Raw genomic sequence first — 19,315 nt, 5'->3', positions numbered from 1 at the left:
CCTATATTTTAGGCATTTGGATTGTTGCGCATGCGAAGGATAATGCCTTCGCTGCGACCAAATCTCATTGTTTACAACCGGTTAACACGTGTAGAGAGCAACTGGCACGCGACTTGAATCACTCTTGGCACTCCCCGGCTGCCACGGCAGTCCGGCGATGTCACGGCAACGCGGGGGACCCGCAAAAGCAAAGGGTGAATCTTGATGAAAATCGTGATGGCAATCATCAAGCCGTTCAAGCTCGACGAGGTGCGCGAGGCGCTCACCGCAGTCGGGATTCAGGGCCTGACCGTCACCGAGGTCAAGGGCTACGGGCGTCAGAAGGGGCACACGGAAATCTATCGCGGCGCAGAATACGCCGTCTCGTTCCTCCCCAAGGTCAAGATCGAAGTCGCAGTCAGCAGCGAGCTGGTGGACAAGGCAGTGGATGCGATCTCCACGGCGGCCAAGACCGGCCAGATCGGCGACGGCAAGATATTCGTCTACGGCATCGATCAGGCCGTGCGTATCCGCACCGGCGAAACAGACACCGACGCGCTCTGAGCGGCCCGGACCAACAGTGGAGACAACCATGAAACTTCCGAACATACTTTCCGCTGCGCGCGGGCCCGTGGGGGCTGCAGCCTTGAGCGCGTTCATGACCTTGCCCGCCTGGGCACAGGACGCGACCGAAGAAGCGGCGGAAGCCGCCCCTCAATTCGCGGCCGCTGCGGACACGGCATTCATCTTCAACACCCTGCTGTTCCTCATGGGCGGCTTCCTGGTGATGTGGATGGCGGCCGGCTTTGCGATGCTCGAGGCTGGTCTGGTGCGTTCCAAGAACGTGTCGATGCAGCTTCTCAAGAACATCGCGCTCTATGCGATCGCTGGCCTGATGTATTGGGCCGTGGGCTACAGCCTGATGTATGTCGACGTGAACGGCTATTTCGGCACGCTGTGGCCCTATTCGTTCGATCCCGTCGGCCTTGAAGGGGCAGACACGGCGGCGCTGCTCGAAACGGGCTACTCCACCGCCTCGGACTGGTTCTTCCAGATGGTGTTTGTTGCGACCGCTGCGTCGATCGTTTCGGGATCGCTGGCCGAGCGCATCAAGCTGTGGCCGTTCCTGATCTTCGTCGTGGTGTTGACCGGCTTCATCTACCCGATTGCCGGCTCTTGGCAGTGGGGCGGCGGCTGGCTCAGCGAAATGGGCTTCTCCGACTTCGCGGGTTCGACGCTGGTCCACTCGGTGGGCGGCTGGGCCGCACTCGCCGGTGCCTTCCTTCTCGGCGCGCGCAAGGGCAAGTACAACGCCGATGGGTCGGTCAATCCGATCCCCGGTTCGAACATGGCGCTCGCGACGCTGGGCACCTTCATCCTCTGGCTGGGCTGGTTCGGCTTCAATGGGGCCTCGCAGCTCGCTATGGGGACGATCGGTGACGCAGCAGACATCAGCCGCATCTTCGCCAACACCAACCTCGCTGCGGCGGGCGGTGTGGTTGCGGCCCTGATCCTGACGCAGATTCTGTACAAGAAGGTCGACATCACCTTCGTGCTCAACGGCGCGCTTGCCGGTCTTGTCTCGATCACCGCCGAGCCGCTGGCTCCTGGACCGTTCGCAGCGATCCTCATCGGCGCTGTCGGTGGCGTCATCGTCGTGCTGACGGTTCCGCTTCTCGACAAGCTGAAGATCGACGACGTCGTCGGCGCGATCCCTGTTCACCTGTTCGCAGGTATCTGGGGTACGATCGCGGTGCCGCTGACCAATTCGGGCACCAGCTTTGGCACCCAGCTCGTCGGCATCATTGCCTACGGCGTTTTCACGCTGGTGCTCTCGCTCATCGTCTGGAGCATCCTCAAGGCTGCCGGCGGCATCCGCGTCTCGGAAGAAGACGAGATGATCGGTCTCGACAAGGCGGAAGTCGGTGTCGAAGCCTATCCCGAGTTCATGTCCTCCAGCGTACGCTAGATCTGCAGATCCCGTCGTGGCGGCGTCAGCCGCCACGCATTGAGCCCGGCGAGAGCCGGGCTTTTTTTGGCGCTTTGGACGCCCGTCCGGAAAGTCGGATTCGCCATTCCATGGTTAATGCCGGCTTAACTTTCCCGTCTTAGTCTGACCTGTGATTCCGCGCGCCGGCAGACTGCCGACGCCGGCCAGTGTGACGGGGAGTTCTCATGCGTTCTGGCGCATCAGCGCAAATGGCGATCAGCGACACAGGCTATGGTTTCCGAGGGTTCGTCCACCGCCAGGTGATGCGGGCCACGGGCTTTGGTGTCTTGGGCTTTGCGGGCTTCAGCCTCGCGGCCCTCGGCACCTGGAATGTCGCCGATCCGAGCTTCAGCCACGCCACCGACAATGCGGTGTCGAATGCGATGGGCTATCCCGGGGCGGTCGTGTCCGACCTGTTGATGCAGTTCTTCGGTCTCGGCTCCGTGGTCGTCCTTATCCCGGCGGTCGCATGGGCGCTGTGGCTGATGACGGCGCGCGGGCTCGATCGCCTTCCGCGTCGCGCGGCCGCCTGGTTCGGCGGCTCCGTGGTCGCAGCCGGGATCGTGGGCTGCGTGCAGGCGCCGCCCACTTGGCCGCTGCCTTCGGGACTTGGCGGCGTGGTCGGCGATGTGGCGCTTTCGATCCCGTCATGGATCGCAGGCGGATATCCTACGGGTGCCTCGGCGATCCTGACGACGGCGGTCTACGCCGTGCCGGCGCTCTGGCTTCTCGCGTTTGCCTGTGGCCTCCTCGGAAGGATCACGGCGGAAGAGGCACCATCGGCGACCTCGACGAAGCGCCGCAAGGCGCAGGTCGTGGAGGAAGACGACGACGAGGAAGAGTTCGAAGAAGGCGGCGGGTTTGCTGCTGCGCTCGGCGCGGTTACCCATTGGTGGCTCTATGCGCGGGCCTTCGTACGGCGCAGGACCGCTGGTATCTCGATGCCTGGTCGCCGTCGCGACGATGACGACTATGACTATCCCGACGATCTGCCTCTGGCACGAACCGCCACGCGCCCCGCAGGACGCGTCGAGCCAGGGTTCGATGCCGGGCCCGCACGCGACGAGGAGCCACCGTTCGACACCGAGCCACAGGCCTATTCGGACGATGATGAAGACGACTTCGACGACGACATGATCATCCAGCCGACGCCCGAGCGGGGTCAGGCGCAGGTGCGTCATTTCCGCTCCGACGCGGCAACACGCGTGGCCACGCCCGCACCGCGCCCGCAACAGGGCGCCAGGGTGCAGCGCGAGGCGCAGCGTTCCTTCATCGGGCCCGATGATTTCGAGATGCCGTCGCTGCATTTCCTCGCCGAAACCAAGAACGTCGCGCGCGATTCGTCGTTGTCGCAAGACGCGCTGGAGCAGAACGCGCGCCTCCTGGAAGGCGTGCTGGAGGATTTCGGCGTCAAGGGCGAGATCATCCACGTCCGTCCAGGCCCTGTTGTCACGCTCTACGAGCTCGAGCCGGCACCAGGCATCAAGTCGTCTCGTGTCATCGGACTTGCCGACGACATTGCGCGTTCGATGAGCGCCATCGCCTGCCGCGTGGCCGTTGTGCCCGGCCGTAACGCCATCGGCATCGAGTTGCCGAACGCCAAGCGCGAGACCGTCTATCTGCGCGAGATTCTCGCCAGCCGCGATTTTGAGCAAACCAAGTGCAAGCTTGCGCTGGCGCTTGGCAAGTCGATCAACGGCGAGGCCGTGATCGTCGACATCGCCAAGATGCCGCACGTGCTGGTCGCCGGCACCACCGGCTCGGGCAAGTCCGTGGCGATCAACACGATGATCCTGTCGATCCTCTACCGGCTGACTCCGGAGCAGTGCCGCCTGATCATGATCGACCCGAAAATGCTCGAGCTCTCCGTCTATGACGGCATACCGCATCTGCTGACGCCCGTCGTGACCGATCCGAAAAAGGCCGTCGTCGCGCTGAAATGGACGGTGCGCGAGATGGAGGACCGCTATCGCAAGATGTCCAAGGTCGGCGTGCGCAACATCGACGGCTTCAACCAGCGCGTCGTGCAGGCGGAGAAAAAAGGCGAGCAGATCTCCCGCACCGTGCAAACGGGATTCGACCGCGAGACCGGCGAGGCGATCTACGAGACCGAGCATCTCGACCTCGAACCGATGCCGTACATCGTCGTCATCATCGACGAGATGGCCGACCTGATGATGGTGGCCGGCAAGGACATCGAAGGTGCTGTTCAGCGCCTCGCACAGATGGCGCGCGCGGCCGGCATCCACGTCATCATGGCGACGCAGCGTCCTTCCGTGGACGTGATCACCGGCACCATCAAGGCGAACTTCCCGACCCGCATCTCCTTCCAGGTGACGTCGAAGATCGATAGCCGCACCATTCTTGGCGAACAGGGCGCGGAGCAGCTATTGGGCATGGGCGACATGCTCTACATGGCGGGTGGCGGGCGCATCCAGCGCGTCCACGGACCGTTCGTCTCGGACGACGAAGTCGAGAAGGTCGTTGCCCACCTGAAGCTCCAGGGCGTGCCGGAATATCTCGACGCCATCACCGAGGATGATGGCGAGGAGGAGGAATCCGGCGGCAAGGGCGGCTCATCCGGCGGCGGCAATTTCGACGATTCGGACGATCCCTACGATCAGGCCGTCGCAGTCGTGCTGCGCGACGGAAAGGCCTCGACAAGCTACATCCAGCGCAGGCTGGGCATCGGCTACAATCGTGCCGCCTCGATCATCGAGAAGATGGAGCAGGAGGGTATCGTGGGACCGGCCAATCACGCCGGCAAGCGCGAGATTCTCGTGCCCACCGAGGAAGACAAGTTCTAGGAACGCGGCAACCAAATTGCGGCTTCGTCGTTTTTGGCGCGGAAGCCGCATTTCGGCCCAACTGGACGTCTACCCGGGAAGCATGATTCAAGGACATGATGCAATGAACGTCACGGAGCGAAATTCCATCTCGCGGCGCGATTTCCTCGGCAAGGCGGCGCTCGGTTTCGGTCTCGTCGCCATGGGGCAGTTCGCCGGGCCGCTGCTTTCGCTTGCAAACGCACAGGGTGCTGGCACGCCGCAGCGCATCGCCGATCATTTTGCCAGCGTTCGCACGATGATGGGCGAGTTCGTGCAGTTCGGCCCGCGTGGCGAGCAGACCGGCGGCAAGTTCTTCATCGAGCGACCCGGCAAGGTGCGGTTCAACTATGAGTCGCCGTCGCATTTCAGGGTCATGTCAGACGGCAATTCCGTCGTGCTCGAAAACACAAAGCTGCGCACCGCGGACATTTATCCGCTGTCGAAGACCCCGCTCAAGCTGCTTCTCGACGAACGCATCGATCTTTCCGGCGACAAGGTTCGCAGCGTCCGGGAGGAAGACGACCTGACCACGATCCAGCTCGCCGATCGTTCGCTGTTCGGCGACTCGACCATCACGATGATGTTCGATCCGGCGAACTACGAACTGCGCCAGTGGACGATCACTGACGCGCAGGGCAAGGATACGACAGTGATGATCTTCAACGTCGAGCAGGGCGTGCAGTTCGACCCCTCCGTCTTCACCATCGACTATCAGCGTCTGGACCAGATGCGGCAGGAGCGCAGATAGCGCCCGGCCGTCGCTGCATCCTTGAGCAGCGCTGTTCCTGTGGATTGAAGGCCGCCGCAACGGCTTTGCCGCGCGGCTGCTTGTGTCACGACGCCAAGACTGGCAGGTTCCCGGCCCATCATCGACGGTCGGGTTTTGCACATGCCATTTTCAATCGCCACCTGGAACATCAATTCCGTACGGCTCAGAATGCCGTTGGTGGAGCGCTTCCTGGCGGAATACCAGCCCGACGTGCTCTGCCTTCAGGAAACCAAGTGCCCCGACGACCTGTTTCCGCATGCGGCCTTTCGCAAGGCCGGCTACGAGCATGTCTCGATCAGCGGCCAGAAGGGCTATCACGGAGTGGCGACCGTGGCGCGCCGGCCGATCGAGACCGTGGAGAAGCGCCGCTTCTGTGACAATGGCGACTGCCGCCACCTGTCGGTGAACGTCGAGGCGGGCGGACGCCGGATCCTGCTGCACAATTTCTACGTGCCGGCCGGCGGCGACGAGCCCGACCCGGAGATCAATCCCAAATTCCGCCACAAGCTCGACTTCGTCGCGGAGATGCATGACGTTCCGGCCGACGAGGGTGACGCGCTCTCCTCCGTGCTGGTCGGTGACCTGAACATCGCGCCGCTGGAAACCGATGTGTGGTCGCACAAGCAACTGCTCAACGTGGTCAGCCACACGCCGATCGAGACGACGAGCTTCGAAGCCATGCGCCGGTCGGGCAACTGGGTCGACCTGATGCGTCAATACATTCCGCCGGAACAGAGGCTCTACACGTGGTGGAGCTACAGGGCGCAGGACTGGGCGGCGTCGGACCGGGGCCGGCGGCTCGACCATGTCTGGTCGTCGCCGAACCTTTCCCCGGCGCTGCAGGAGATCAAGGTGCTGCGGCACGCACGCGGCTGGGACCGGCCATCCGACCACGTGCCGGTGATCGCGCGTTTCGACCTGGAGTAGGCGTGTCACGGCGACAAGCGCCGGCACCCTCTCCCATCATTCCGAGAATTTCGGCGCTATCCGCTCGATCTTCTTCAGAAACTCGTGCAGGTCGGCCGACATGCGCTGGTGGAGGTGGGCGGCCGCTTCCGGATACTCTTCGAGAATACGGCGAAACAGCGTACGGTTGAGGCGGATGAGCTGGACGTCCGTCTCGGCGGCCGCATAGGTCAGGCGTGTCGTGGGTGCGATCAGCGCCAGCTCGCCGATGATCGAGCCGGCCTCGAGCCTCGATACCGCAACGGCTTCGCCATCATGGTCGCGATAGAGCACGACCCGGCCGGAAGTGACGACAAAAGCACAATCGGCCTGCGCCCCTTCGCGAAAAATCTCCTGCCCGGCGCGAAAGCGGACCGATTCCGCGCCGAAGGCAAGCAATCTGAGCTGTTCCGCGCTCAGTTCGGCAAAAAGGCCGACGCCGGACAGAATGCGGATGTCGTCGTCAAGCGCCAAATTGGCTGTCCCTGGTTAAGCCCCATTCGGTTCATCCGCCGTGGGGGCAAAACAGTCAAGGGACGAGCTTGTAGCCACCGCTTTCGGTCACAAGAATCTCTGCATTGGACGGATCGCGTTCGATTTTCTGCCGCAACCGGTAGACATGGGTCTCGAGCGTGTGCGTCGTCACGCCTGAATTGTAACCCCACACTTCCTCGAGCAGTACGTCGCGCGTTACCACCTTCTGGTCGGCACGGTAGAGATACTTGATGATCGAGGCTTCCTTTTCCGTCAGCCTGACTTTGCCTCCCTTGGGATCGGTGAGGAGCTTCTGGCTCGGCTTGAAGACATAGGGACCGACCGAGAATGTCGCGTCCTCGCTCTGCTCGTGCTGGCGAAGCTGCGCGCGAATACGCGCCAGCAGCACGGCAAAGCGAAACGGCTTGGTGACATAGTCGTTGGCGCCGGCTTCGAGCCCGAGAATGGTGTCGGAATCCGTGTCGTGGCCGGTCAGCATGATGATCGGCGCCTTGAAGCCGCCCTTGCGCAGCAGCTTGACCGCTTCGCGGCCGTCCATGTCGGGAAGGCCCACGTCCATGATCAGCAGATCGACGATGCTGCCGCGGGCGCTCTGCACGCCCTTTCCGGCGGTCGACTCCTGCAGCACCTCGAACTCTTCGTAAAGCGACAATTGTTCCACCAGCATTTCGCGCAGGTCGGCGTCGTCGTCGACGATGAGGATAGTGCGTGACGTCATGTTGTATCCGTTGCTGCAGCAGGCGGTTGACCACCCAAGGGTTTATGCGGAAGCTTGCGCCTGAAAAAGACTATCACGACGAATTGTTCCGCAGTGGCATCATACCTCAAAATTCATGAGCACAATGAGGCACGCCGACGTCCCTCGCCGATCATCGTGCGACGGAGGCCGGGCAGGCCCAGCGAGGGGCTGCTGCGCTGGGGCCATCTCGTGTTTCCCTGCGCGTTGGGCCGCGGCGGAATCAAGGCCATCAAGCGCGAGGGTGACGGCGCGACGCCGCTTGCGAGGATGCGGTTGCTTTACGGCTGGCAGCGCGGGGGATGGCAGGGTGGGCGCCGCTCCCGCCTCACATTGCGGCGCATCGGCACGGATGACGGCTGGTGCGATGCAGTCGACGACCGCAACTACAACCGCCATGTCATCCTGCCCTATCCGGCGAGCTGCGAGCGGATGAAGCGCCCGGACCATCTCTACGACTGTTGCATCGTCATGGACTACAATGTCAGCCAGCGCCGCCGCGGCATGGGCAGCGCCGTCTTCTTTCACCTCGCGCGGCCCGGGTTCCTTCCCACGGAAGGCTGCGTCGCCGTCGAGCCACGGGTGATGAGCAGGATGCTGCCTTACCTGTCGCGCAAGACGGTGCTGGTCGTGACGCGCTGAACGCGCCACCGGACCGTTTCAGCCAAAGCGCCACACGGTGGTCTTCTTGACCTCGGCGTCTTCAAGCGCGCGCGTGACGGGGACCTGATAGGTGGCCAGCGCCGTCATCGCCGTCTTCGGCAGGTAGGAGCGGCCCGGATCGCCCACCAGCACCGTCGTGGCGCCCCGCGCGAGGCTGGTGAACCAGGGCATCAGCCGTTCGGCGAACGCCTTGTCGTAGAAGACGTCGCCAGCAAGCACGACATGCCAATCGCCGGTCAGACCCACGAGGTCGTCAGCCGTGAAATCGATCTTGGTCTCGTTGGCGGCGGCATTGAGCGCGACGGCGGCAGCGCAGAACGGGTCGATGTCGGCGGCAAGAACGTGGGCCGCGCCGGCCCTGGCCGCCGCGATGGCGACGAGGCCTGAACCGGAGGCGAAATCGAGCACGCGCTTGCCGGCGACGATGTCCGGATTGTCCAGTACATAGCGTGCCAGCCCCTGTCCGCCCGCCCACGCGAACGCCCAGAAGGGTGGCTGGAGGCCGATCGACTCCAGTTCCGCCTCGGTGCGGCTCCACAAATCATGCGCCTCGTCGGCAAGATGAAGCCGGAGCTCGGGCACGTGCGGTGGGGCCATCAGCGCCGTGTTGGCGCGGATGAACGCTTCCGCTCGCTCTGGCGAAAGTATGTCGATCAAGGCGCGGGCGACAGGCCGCCCATGCGGCAGACTTCCTGCCATTCATCCAGTTTCACCGGCTGGACGGAAAGCCGCATGGAGGTGACCAGCGCCATATCGGACAGCTTGGGATTGGCCTTTACGTCCTTCAGCGTCACCGGTTTGGGCATGTCCTTGACCGCGCGGATGTCGACGCATTCCCAGCGGGCATCGTCCGTCGAGGAATCAGGATGGGCGAGCTTGCAGACTTCGACGATGCCGACGATCTCCAGGCCGCTGTTTGAATGATAAAAGAAACCCATATCGCCGATCTGCATGGCACGCATGTTGTTGCGCGCCTGGTAGTTGCGCACACCGGTCCACTCCTCGCCGGCCTTGCCCTTGGCTTTCTGCATCTCCCACGACCACACGTCCGGCTCGGACTTGAAGAGCCAGTAGGCCATCAATTGCCCTCCGGAGCCTTGAACACCCAGTTCCAGGGCAGGATCTCGGTGCTCGCGAACAGCCCGGCCTTGGCATAGGGGTCGCCCGCGGCGATCTGCTCGGCGCCGGCGCGGTCGTCGGCTTCGACGGCGACGAGGCTGCCCATCGGCTTGCCGTCCTCGCCGATGAACGGGCCGGCGAATTTCAGCTTGCCGGCCTTGTCGAGCGCCATCAGGTAGTCGACATGCGCCGGCCTGTTGGCCAGACGGACGTCGACATTTCCGGGCTTGTCCTTGCAGATGAGAGTGAAGATCATCGTCGTCTCCGTTAGGCTTGCGTCTGTTCCTGCTCGCTCCTGAGCGGTCGTGCCATAAGTGCGGTTACCGCCTGGGAAATCGTGATGTCGCCGCGCAGCAGGCTGCCCACCGCGTCGATGATTGGTGCCTGAACACCCTTTTCGCGGGCGATCTGCGCGGCGATGCCCGCGGTGTAGACGCCTTCGGCCAACGGATGGTTGTCGAGGTCGTCGCCACGTCCGAGCGCCAGACCGTAGGAAAAATTGCGGGATTGGGCAGAGCCGCAGGTCAGGATCAGGTCTCCAAGGCCCGACAGACCCATGAGCGTTTCGGGCTGGGCGCCGAAGGCCGCGCCGACGCGGCGGAGCTCGACGAAGCCGCGCGTTACCATCGCGGCCTGCGCGCTTGCCCCAAGCCCCGCACCGGCGGTCGCGCCAGCAGCAATGGCAAGCACGTTCTTCAGCGCGCCGCCGAGCTCGACGCCGATCAGGTCTGTACTCGAATAGCAGCGGAAGGCCGGCGCGGAGAGCATGCCGGCAAGCCGCGCGGCTCGCGCCTCGTCTTCGGCCGCGACCGTGACGGCGGTTGGCAGGCCGCGTGCCACGTCGGTCGCGAAACTTGGTCCCGACAGCGCGGCAATCGGATTGCCGGGCAGCACTTCGCCAGCGATCTGCGACAGCAGCCGGCCGGTTTCGCGTTCAATGCCCTTGGCACACAGCACAACCGGAACGCCGTTTCCAAGCACCGCGGCGAGATCGTCGAGCAACGCATGCGTCGCCTGGGCCGGCACCACGCAGAGCACGCAGTCTGCGCCTGCCACCGCCCCGGCGAGATCGGCGGTCGCCCGCAATCCTTCATCGAGAATGATTCCGGGCAGGTATCGCGCATTGGTCCGTGAATCGTTGATCGCCTCGACCGTCTGCGCGTCGCGCGCCCACATCGTGGTGTGGTGGCCGGCACGCAGCATCGTCAGCGCCAGCGCCGTACCCCATGCGCCGCCGCCGAGCACGCAGATCCTGAAGGTCCCGCTCATGCCTTCGCTCCCCGCTTGCCAGATCCGATGATCGGCGCTGCGTCTTCGTCCAAAGGCCAGCGCGAGCGAGGCGCCATCGCCATCGGCTCTTCGACCTGAAGGCCGGCCCGCAACCGTTCGATGCCGGCCCAGGCGATCATTGCGGCGTTGTCGCTGCACAGCGCGATGGGCGGCGCAATCAGGCGCATGCCATGACGCTTGCAGAGAGTGTTGAGCGTCGCGCGGATCGCCTGATTGGCGGCGACGCCACCTGCGACCACAAGCGCGGATGCCGTGACATCGGGATAAAGCGCGCGAAAGCGATCGAGGCTGCGACCGACGCGCTCGGCCAGGGTCTCCGTGATCGCCCGCTGGAAGGAGGCGCAGATGTCTGCAACGTCATTCTCGGATAGTGGTGCGATGGCGCTGGCCGCCTGACGCACGGCAGTCTTGAGGCCCGAAAACGAAAAGTCCAGCCGCGCTTCGCCCTTGAGAGGTCTGGGGAACGTGAAGCGTGACGCGTCACCTCGTGCGGCCTGCCGCTCGACATTCGGCCCGCCGGGGTAGGGCAGGCCGAGCAGCTTGGCGGTCTTGTCGAATGCCTCGCCCAGAGCATCGTCGATGGTCGACGCCCACCGTTCGTAGTCGCCGACGCCGCGAACGAGGATGACTTGCGTATGCCCGCCCGAAACCAGCAACAGCAGGTAGGGGAAGGCGACGTCGTCGGTGAGGCGCGCCGTCAGCGCATGGCCTTCCAGATGATTCACGGGGATCAACGGCTTGCCGGACGCCGATGCCATCGCCTTGGCGGTCATCAGGCCGACGATCAGCCCACCGATGAGGCCGGGACCGGCGGTCGCCGCGATGCCGTCGACGTGTCGAAGCTCCAGTTCTGCCTCGTCGAGAGCCGCCTCGACGAGGCCGTCAAGCGCCTCGACATGGGCACGCGCAGCGATCTCGGGCACCACGCCGCCAAAAGCGGCATGGTCATCGATCTGGCTGAGCACGACATTGGACAGGATGCGCGGCCTGCCCGAATCGTCCAGAGCGACCACGGAAGCGGCTGTCTCGTCGCAACTGGTCTCTATGCCGAGCATGCGGATCATTGCTGTACCGGTCATTCCCCGATAGGAGTTGGCCGGCACTATCACGGACGACGCAACGCATGCAAATGGATGTCATGAGGATCGGAACGCGCGGCAGCGCGCTGGCGCTTGCGCAGGCGCACGAGACCCGCTCGCGCCTGATGGCGGCCCATGATCTGCCGGAAGAGGCGTTCGAGGTGGTCGTCATCTCGACCAGCGGCGACCGCATCCAGGACCGCCCTCTTTCGGAGGCAGGCGGCAAGGGCCTCTTCACCAAGGAAATCGAGGAAGCGATGCTCGATGGGCGGATAGACATCGCCGTCCATTCGTCCAAGGACATGCCGACGATGTTGCCGGACGGGCTCGAGCTTTCCGCGTTCCTCGCGCGGGAAGACGTGCGCGATGCCTTCATCGGCCGTGAAGCGGCAAAGCTGACCGACCTGCCGGACAACGCCGTCGTCGGCTCCTCCTCGCTGCGCCGGCAGGCACTGATTCGCCGATCGCGGCCGGACATCGACGTGGTGATGTTCCGGGGCAACGTACAGACACGTCTGCGCAAGCTGCATGAGGGGCAAGTGGCAGGAACGCTGCTGGCCAATGCCGGCCTCAAACGGCTCGGGCTTGCCGAAGTCGTCACCGAACTCCTGCCTGCGGAGGCATTTCCGCCAGCGCCCGGCCAAGGGGCGATCTGTATCGAGAGCCGCATCGGCGATGCTCCCGTGAAGGCTATGCTGCAGCCGATCAACCACCATGCGACCGAGCGGGCGCTTGCCTGCGAACGTGCGTTCCTCGCGACGCTGGACGGCTCCTGCCGGACGCCGATCGCCGGTCTTGCCACGATCGAGGATGACAGGCTGCAGTTCCACGGCATGATCCTGACCCCCGATGGGCGAGAGGTGTACGAGATCGCCACACAGGGACGTATCTCGGAGGCCGGCGATCTCGGTCGCGCGGCAGGGGCGCGCATCCGCGAGAAGGCGGGAGCGCGCTTCTTCGACGGCTGGTCGTGACACGGCGCGTCCTTGTCACGCGTCCGCAACCCGGCGCGGACAGGTCCGGCGAAAAGCTCACGGCGCGGGGGTTTGCCCCCCTCATCCTACCGCTGACGGAAATCGTTCAGAGCCATCCGTCGACCCTGCCAGACCCCGCCCATGTCGACGTGGTGGTGTTGACAAGTGTCAACGCGGTGCGCCACGCGCCTGCCGCTCTGCTCGCGGCGTTGGCCGACAAGCCGGTCATCGCGGTCGGCGATGCCACCGCGGCTGCTGCAGAAGCCGCTGGCTTCACGGCGGTCCGCAGTGTGTCCGGCGATGCCGTTGAACTGGCGCGTTTGGCCGCCGCCATGCTGCCTGCGGGCAGCCGGCTCCTGCATGTTACAGGGGTGCATCGGACGTTCGGTCTTCACGACAGGTTGCGACAGGCAGGGCTGGCAGTCGCGCTGTACGAAACCTACCGCGCCCAGAAAGTCAGTTACTCTACTGACTTTCTGGGCGCTACGCTTGGCGGCGACACGATTTGGGGCGCAATGGTGATGTCGCCCCGGGGGGCGGCGCTTCTCGCGGAGCTGGCCAGCCACCGCGTCACTGCGCAACTGCTTGAACGGACATTGTTTTTCTGTATCTCTGCAAATGTAGCGGATACCCTCGGTCCCTTCGCAGCGGGGCGCACGATCGTCAGTTCCGAGCCATCCGAAGCTGCCGTGCTGCAGGCGATGTCGTCGCAGGCGTGAACTTCCCGGCGTCTCGGGACTTTTAATGGACGGTCCATCATTCTAGATCAGGACTGCTCTCGCTCCGCATCATCCGTTGAAGGGATCCGCCATGGTCAAGACGCCTCGAACCCGTCATTCGAAGAGTTCCAGGGAACCGGTGACGATCGACCTCACGCCCGGCGAAGTCTCCCGCCGGAAAGCGGAGGCCGAGGCGTCTGACGCGCCGTCGCCGGTGTCCGCAGGTGCGGGCACTGTGGCCGACGCGGTCGAAGACGCCAAAGCTGCGGAAGTGACAGCCGAGACGAAGCCGGAGACCGCAGACGCCGCGGAGCCGAAGCGTTCCGATTCGAAGACCTCGGTGCCGACGGGAACGGGAACGGCATCCGCCGAGCGTCAAGCGTCGCGCGATAGCGCCAGTACACCTTCATCCGATACTCCCAGAACGGGTGCTTCAGCGACGGCGTCGTCATCGAGCCAGACTTTCGGGCGCAAGGAGTCGGCGTCGTCCACGCCACCTCCGGTGGCGCCGGAGCGCCGCTCCTCAGGGAGTGGATTGCTGGCAGGCGTTGCCGGCGGCGCAATCGCGCTTCTGGTCGCTGGCGGACTCTATTATTCCGGCGCCTTGCCGAACCAGGGCGGGGATGACGTGTTGCAGTCCGATCCCGGCCCGGCCATCGCTGCGCTGGAATCGGAGATCGCGGCCCTGCGCGAGGAGATCGCTGAGGCGACAACGCCTTCAGCCGGCGACCCCGACATGCAGGGACGGCTGAGCGAGACGGAACAGAGTGTTTCGTCCTTTGCCGACGAACTCTACAGCCTGCGCGAAGACGTGCAGCAGCTCGGGGCGCAATCGGGGACGGAAGGTGCGAGCGTCGACCTGGCGCCCCTGGAGGACCGCATCACAACGCTGAGCGATGAGCTCGACGCGGCGCGCGAGGCCCAGACGGCTGCATCGAGCCGGCTCGATGCCATCGAGGAGACGATTGCGACGCTCTCCGGGCGCGTCGACGAGGCGGCCGACCAGCCGGCGACTGCATTGATCATCGCCGCGTCCGCGCTCAAGGCGGCGATCGATCGCGGCATGCCGTTTACCACCGAGCTCGAAACCTATCTCTCCCTTGCGCCCGATGCAGCGCAGGTTGCCGAACTGAACGAGATGGCTGCCGACGGTGTGCCGACGCGCACCGAAATCGCCGCGGAGTCCGACGCGGCAGCCAATGCGATGATCGCCGCCGGCCGCACCGAGGATCCGGACGCCGGCATTCTCGATCGACTGACGTCGAGCGCCATGGGGCTGGTACAGGTGCGTCCGGTCGGCATGGTCGAGGGCGAGGATGTCCCGGCGATCACCGCGCGGCTCGATGCGGCTATCCAGGCCGGCGACTACGAGCGCGCGGTGACGGAGTACGAGACGCTGCCCGACGACGCGAAGGCCGCCGGCGCGGCGTTCATGGACAAGGTGCGCGCGCGCCTTGCCGCGGACGGCCTCGTGGATCAGGCGCTTTCGACAGCGCTGCAAAACTGAGGAAGGGGCTTCGATGCTGCGTATCCTGTTCTTTATCGGACTCGTCTTTCTCGTCGGTCTGGGCTTTGCATGGCTCGCCGACCGGCCCGGCGACATGGTCATCACCTTCGGCGGCTACCAGTATCAGGTGACCCTGATGGTCGCCGCCGTGGTCGTCGCGGCGATCGTCGTGGCGGTGATGGTGACGTGGTGGCTGCTCAAGAGCATCTGGTACAGCCCTTATACGATCTCGCGCTATTTCCGGGTTCGCCGGCGCGACCGCGGTTACCAGGCACTTTCATCGGGTATGATCGCCGCCGGCGCAGGGGATGCCGGGTTGGCGCGCGCCAAGAAGAAGGAAGCGATGAAGCTGATCAGCGCGGACCAGGAGCCGCTGATCCACCTGCTCGACGCCCAGGCTTCGCTGCTGGAGGGCGATCATGACGCCGCCCGGCGCAAGTTCGAGGCGATGCTGGACGACCCCGAGACGCGGCTGCTCGGCCTGCGCGGACTCTACCTCGAAGCCGAACGGCTCGGCGACCGAACCGCCGCGCGTCACTATGCGGCGCGGGCGGCCGAGAAGGCGCCGCAGCTCGGCTGGGCGGCGGATGCGACGCTCGAAGAGAAGACCGAGGCTGGAGAGTGGGACGAAGCCTTGCGGCTCGTCGATGCTCAAAAGTCCACCCACCAGATCGAGAAGGATGCCGCCAGCCGGCGCAAAGCGGTCCTGCTCACGGCCAAGGCGATCGAGGTGCTCGAGTCCGATCCGGCGGCGGCAAGGGCGGCGGCGCTCGAGGCAAACCGCGTCGCGCCCGACCTCGTGCCGGCGGCCACTGTTGCCGCAAAGGCACTGCTGCGTATCGGTGATACGCGCAAGGCCGCTAAAATTCTCGAAGCGATGTGGAAAAAGCAGCCTCATCCGGAAGTGGCAGACGTCTATATCCACGCCCGACCGGGAGACTCGACCCATGATCGTCTCGAGCGCGCCAAGAAACTGCAGTCCCTCAAGTTGAACCATGTCGAATCGGCAATGGCCGTTGCGCGCGCGGCATTCGAAGCCAATGAGCTCGCGATCGCGCGCCGCGAGGCCGAATCCGCCATCCGGCTCGAACCGCGCGAAGGGGCCTATCTTCTGCTGGCGGACATCGAGGAGGCGGAGACCGGCGACCAAGGCAAGATCCGGCAATATCTCGGCAAGGCGGTGCGTGCACCGCGTGATCCAGCCTGGGTCGCCGACAATTACGTTGCCGAGAAATGGGCCCCGATCTCACCGGTTACCGGCAGGCTCGACGCGTTCGAGTGGCGCGCTCCGACGGAGCGTTTGGGGCAGCTCGTCGAGTTCGAGGAGCGGCAGCCGTCACCTTCGATGATGGCCGCATTGCCGGCCGCTACCTTGGCTGCGGCGCCGCAGCCGGTGGAGGAAGCGGAGCCCGCCGAACCGGAGCCGCCGGTGATCGATGAGGTGCAATCCCTACCCGAAACGGCGGCGCCGCCCGCTGCACCGACACCGCCCGCCAGCACCATCACAGTCGAGAGGCCGGCGGAGGCGGCGAGCACCGATAGCAAGCCTCAGCCGGCGCCCGCAGCCCCTGCGGGGCAGACTCCGCTGGCAGAAAAGGAGGAGACGGTGGTCCCGCCGCCGTTGCCCGACGATCCGGGTGTGAACGACGACGACAATGAAAACGCGCCGGGCGAATCACGACGCTTCCGGTTGTTCTAAGGCCAGGCTTCGCGTTAATAATGTGACCTGAACGGTACGAGGACAGGCCATCTCATGCTCGACAGATTGAAGTCGTTCTTCGGTACGCTTTCCGAAGCCGCGCCGAGGGCCGAGTTCGGCACCGATGATCCACGCGTCGCCGCGGCTGCCCTGATGTTCCACGTCATGGAAGCCGACGGCGTACGCGACCAGATCGAACATACACGCATGCGCGAGATGCTGTCGCAGGCCTACGCGATTTCGGGGCAAGAGCTGGACGAGATCGTTACCGCCGGCGATGCCGCTCACAATGAAGCCATCGACCTGTTCGCGTTCACCAGTGTGCTCAATCGCGGGCTGGATGCGGCCTCAAAGGTGGAGTTCATCGGTCTGCTGTGGGAGATGGTCTATGCCGACGGCGAACTGCATGAGCTGGAAGACAACATCGTTTGGCGGGTTGCCGAGCTGATTGGCGTTTCGCAGCGTGAACGGGTGGAAATGCGCCAAAAGGTGCGTGACCGGCGCGGCCTGGGCGAAGGAAAATGGGAAGACTGAATGCTGGCAAGGGACCCCGACAAGGGTAGCATACTGATCGTCCTTCATCAGGAGCTGTCCAGCCCGGGCAGGGTGGGGCAGTTACTCGCCGCCTCCGGATACCATCTCGACATCCGCCGGCCGCCACTGGGGGATCCGCTGCCAGACACGCTGGACAATCATCGCGGCGCCGTGGTCTTCGGCGGCCCGATGAGCGCCAACGATCCCGACGAATTCGTCAAGCGCGAAACGGACTGGCTCGCGGTTCCGCTGGCCGAGAACAAGCCGTTCCTCGGCATCTGTCTCGGTGCCCAGATGCTGGTCAACCATCTCGGTGGCAGGGTCGCTGGCCACGATGACGGGCTGGTCGAGGTCGGCTGGTATCCGTTGCGTGCCACGCAGGAGGGGCGCGGCCTGCTCGACTGGCCCGACATGGTCTACCAGTTCCACCGCGAGGGGTTCTCGCTGCCGTCAGGAGCAACGCTGCTTGCCGAGGCCGATCACTATCCCAACCAGGCATTCCGCTATGGCGACAATGCCTGGGGTATCCAGTTTCATGCCGAACTGACGCGGGTGATGATGCAGCGATGGGTGGTGCGCGGCGCGCAGCGCTTCGTCCTGCCTGGCGCCCAGGCCGGACGCGAGCACCTTGCCGGGCGCATGCTGTGGGACATGCGGCTTAAGCGCTGGCTGGAGGACTTCCTCGGTCTCATCTTCGAGCACCGGCCGCCGGCGAATGCGCCGCAATCAGCGCATTCCGTTGCCAGGAACGTCACACCCGTCCGTCGAGACGCCGAGCCTTCCTGAGTTCGGGGAACAGCCAGGCCCACAGGACTGCCACGCCGATCGCGCCGATCCCTCCGAAAACCACTGCTGGCACGGTGCCGACGAGGGCCGCCATGGTGCCGGCCCGGAACTCGCCGAGTTCGTTGGACGCGCCGACGAAGACCATGTTGACGGCATTGACGCGGCCACGCACCCGATCGGGCGTCCAGAGCTGGATCAGGGTCTCGCGGATATAGACGCTGATCATGTCGGCCGCGCCCATCAGGGCAAGTGCTGCGATCGACAGCCACGGCATGTTCGAGGCGCCGAAGATCGCGGTGAACACGCCGAAGAAGCCGACGAAGACGAACATGATGATGCCGGCATGGTCGCGGATCGGATGGCCGGCGAGCCAGATCGCGACCAGGATCGCGCCCATACCGGGTGCGGCGCGCAGCAGGCCGAGGCCCCACGGGCCAAGTTCGAGAATGTCGCGCGCATAGACCGGAAGCAGCGCCACCGCGCCGCCCATCAGCACCGCGAACAGGTCGAGCGAGATCGCGCCGAGCACGATCTTCTCGCCGCGGATGTAGCGGAACCCGGCAAACAGCGTCTCCAGTGATGGTTGCTCGGTCTCCGTGTGCTGCTGTGGCTTTGGGATCGACAGGATCAACACGCCGCCCAGTGCCATCATCGTCCCGGCGACCGCGTAGGCCACCTCCGGCGCGACGCCATAAAGCAGACCGCCAGCGACCGGACCGACGATCGTCGCCATCTGCCACGCGGATGAATTCCAGGCGATCGCATTGGCGAAGTCCTGTGCGGGCACCAGATTGGCGACCAGCGAGGCCGAAGCCGGGCCGAAGAACGAGCGCGCGACGCCGAACATGGCCAGCACCATGAACACATGCACCACCGATGTCAGCCCGCGCAGGGTCAAGACAAGGAGCGCCAGGGCGCAGAACGCTTCGAGAATGATCGACAGCGCCATGATGAGCCGGCGACCGAACCGGTCGGCGACGGCGCCGGTGACGAGCACCAGAAGCAATGACGGCGCGAACTGGATCAGCCCGACGAGGCCAAGATCGAACGGATCACGTGTGAGGTCGTAGACCTGCCAGCCGACGGAAACCGAGACGATCTGGGTTGCGAAGGTGGCGAGAAAACGCGCCAGCCAGAACCGCAGGTAGGACGAATGGCGAAATGCGGCGTAGCGGTCTTCGGGATGGGCGTCTGTCGACATGG

General features: G+C 64.7%; 20 protein-coding genes. 12 read left to right on the top strand and 8 right to left on the bottom strand.

Annotation, left to right across the window (positions count from 1 at the left end; translation table 11 throughout):
• Positions 1-204: 204 nt before the first annotated feature.
• The 5 genes from AAFN84_RS24225 (at position 205) to AAFN84_RS24205 (ending at position 6,493) form a co-directional block, all read left to right on the top strand.
• On the top strand, positions 205-543 hold the full coding sequence (locus AAFN84_RS24225) for a P-II family nitrogen regulator (protein WP_347517307.1): 339 nt from the start codon (positions 205-207) through the stop codon (positions 541-543).
• A 28-nt stretch (positions 544-571) separates the two neighbouring features.
• Positions 572-1,948, top strand: a complete 1,377-nt coding sequence (locus AAFN84_RS24220) for an ammonium transporter (RefSeq protein WP_347517306.1) — start codon at positions 572-574, stop codon at positions 1,946-1,948.
• A gap of 206 nt (positions 1,949-2,154) precedes the next feature.
• Positions 2,155-4,776: a DNA translocase FtsK gene (locus tag AAFN84_RS24215; protein ID WP_347517305.1), complete on the top strand. Its 2,622-nt coding sequence runs from the start codon at positions 2,155-2,157 to the stop codon at positions 4,774-4,776.
• A 103-nt stretch (positions 4,777-4,879) separates the two neighbouring features.
• Positions 4,880-5,545, top strand: coding sequence for an outer membrane lipoprotein carrier protein LolA (locus AAFN84_RS24210; protein WP_347517304.1), 666 nt, complete (start codon positions 4,880-4,882; stop codon positions 5,543-5,545).
• Positions 5,546-5,686: 141 nt separating this feature from the next.
• The gene (locus AAFN84_RS24205; protein WP_347517303.1) at positions 5,687-6,493 is read left to right on the top strand and encodes an exodeoxyribonuclease III; all 807 of its coding nucleotides are present in this window, start codon (positions 5,687-5,689) and stop codon (positions 6,491-6,493) included.
• Between the two features lie 36 nt (positions 6,494-6,529).
• Here the strand turns inward: AAFN84_RS24205 and AAFN84_RS24200 are convergent, their stop codons facing one another.
• The gene (locus AAFN84_RS24200; protein ID WP_347517302.1) at positions 6,530-6,985 is read right to left on the bottom strand and encodes a cyclic nucleotide-binding domain-containing protein; all 456 of its coding nucleotides are present in this window, start codon (positions 6,983-6,985) and stop codon (positions 6,530-6,532) included.
• Positions 6,986-7,040: 55 nt separating this feature from the next.
• A complete protein-coding gene (locus AAFN84_RS24195; protein ID WP_347517301.1) occupies positions 7,041-7,724 on the bottom strand; it encodes a response regulator transcription factor in 684 nt (227 codons plus the stop codon).
• Between the two features lie 93 nt (positions 7,725-7,817).
• On the opposite strand from AAFN84_RS24195, the gene AAFN84_RS24190 reads away from it, so the two are divergent.
• Positions 7,818-8,384, top strand: coding sequence for a L,D-transpeptidase family protein (locus AAFN84_RS24190; protein WP_347517299.1), 567 nt, complete (start codon positions 7,818-7,820; stop codon positions 8,382-8,384).
• 18 nt (positions 8,385-8,402) lie between these two features.
• On the opposite strand, the gene AAFN84_RS24185 is transcribed toward AAFN84_RS24190, so the two are convergent.
• From AAFN84_RS24185 to tsaD, 5 genes are read right to left on the bottom strand one after another with little or no spacing between them, the layout of a single operon-like run.
• Positions 8,403-9,059 carry a methyltransferase gene (locus AAFN84_RS24185; RefSeq protein WP_347517369.1) on the bottom strand — a complete coding sequence of 219 codons (657 nt, stop codon included), beginning with the start codon at positions 9,057-9,059 and terminating at the stop codon, positions 8,403-8,405.
• Positions 9,059-9,484: an EVE domain-containing protein gene (locus AAFN84_RS24180; protein WP_347517298.1), complete on the bottom strand. Its 426-nt coding sequence runs from the start codon at positions 9,482-9,484 to the stop codon at positions 9,059-9,061. The genes AAFN84_RS24185 and AAFN84_RS24180 overlap by 1 nt, the downstream gene beginning before the upstream one ends.
• Positions 9,484-9,780, bottom strand: a complete 297-nt coding sequence (locus AAFN84_RS24175; protein WP_347517297.1) for a YciI-like protein — start codon at positions 9,778-9,780, stop codon at positions 9,484-9,486. Before AAFN84_RS24175 ends, AAFN84_RS24180 begins: the two co-directional genes overlap by 1 nt.
• Positions 9,781-9,791: 11 nt before the next feature.
• Positions 9,792-10,793, bottom strand: coding sequence for an NAD(P)H-dependent glycerol-3-phosphate dehydrogenase (locus tag AAFN84_RS24170; protein WP_347517296.1), 1,002 nt, complete (start codon positions 10,791-10,793; stop codon positions 9,792-9,794).
• Positions 10,790-11,878, bottom strand: coding sequence for a tRNA (adenosine(37)-N6)-threonylcarbamoyltransferase complex transferase subunit TsaD (gene tsaD / locus AAFN84_RS24165; protein ID WP_347517368.1), 1,089 nt, complete (start codon positions 11,876-11,878; stop codon positions 10,790-10,792). Before tsaD ends, AAFN84_RS24170 begins: the two co-directional genes overlap by 4 nt.
• Positions 11,879-11,937: 59 nt before the next feature.
• Between tsaD and hemC the strand changes: the two genes are divergently transcribed.
• From hemC to AAFN84_RS24135, 6 genes are all read left to right on the top strand, one after another.
• Positions 11,938-12,867: a hydroxymethylbilane synthase gene (gene hemC, locus AAFN84_RS24160; RefSeq protein WP_347517295.1), complete on the top strand. Its 930-nt coding sequence runs from the start codon at positions 11,938-11,940 to the stop codon at positions 12,865-12,867.
• The gene (locus AAFN84_RS24155; protein ID WP_347517294.1) at positions 12,864-13,586 is read left to right on the top strand and encodes a uroporphyrinogen-III synthase; all 723 of its coding nucleotides are present in this window, start codon (positions 12,864-12,866) and stop codon (positions 13,584-13,586) included. Before hemC ends, AAFN84_RS24155 begins: the two co-directional genes overlap by 4 nt.
• A 91-nt stretch (positions 13,587-13,677) precedes the next feature.
• Positions 13,678-15,093, top strand: a complete 1,416-nt coding sequence (locus AAFN84_RS24150) for a phage tail protein (RefSeq protein ID WP_347517293.1) — start codon at positions 13,678-13,680, stop codon at positions 15,091-15,093.
• Positions 15,094-15,106: 13 nt separating this feature from the next.
• A complete protein-coding gene (locus AAFN84_RS24145; protein ID WP_347517292.1) occupies positions 15,107-16,792 on the top strand; it encodes a heme biosynthesis HemY N-terminal domain-containing protein in 1,686 nt (561 codons plus the stop codon).
• A gap of 54 nt (positions 16,793-16,846) precedes the next feature.
• On the top strand, positions 16,847-17,326 hold the full coding sequence (locus tag AAFN84_RS24140) for a TerB family tellurite resistance protein (RefSeq protein ID WP_347517291.1): 480 nt from the start codon (positions 16,847-16,849) through the stop codon (positions 17,324-17,326).
• Positions 17,327-18,112: a glutamine amidotransferase gene (locus AAFN84_RS24135; protein ID WP_347517290.1), complete on the top strand. Its 786-nt coding sequence runs from the start codon at positions 17,327-17,329 to the stop codon at positions 18,110-18,112.
• Here AAFN84_RS24135 and AAFN84_RS24130 read toward each other — a convergent pair.
• Positions 18,078-19,313 (bottom strand): MFS transporter, encoded by a 1,236-nt coding sequence (locus AAFN84_RS24130; protein ID WP_347517289.1) that lies wholly within the window; start codon positions 19,311-19,313, stop codon positions 18,078-18,080. The two genes, AAFN84_RS24135 and AAFN84_RS24130, sit on opposite strands and share 35 nt — an antisense overlap.
• Positions 19,314-19,315: the final 2 nt, after the last annotated feature.

It is taken from the genome of Mesorhizobium sp. CAU 1741 (genome assembly GCF_039839275.1).
Lineage (GTDB): Bacteria > Pseudomonadota > Alphaproteobacteria > Rhizobiales > Rhizobiaceae > Aerobium.
The sequence above is the reverse complement of the archived record's forward strand: the minus strand, read 5'-3'. Positions and strand labels throughout refer to the sequence as shown.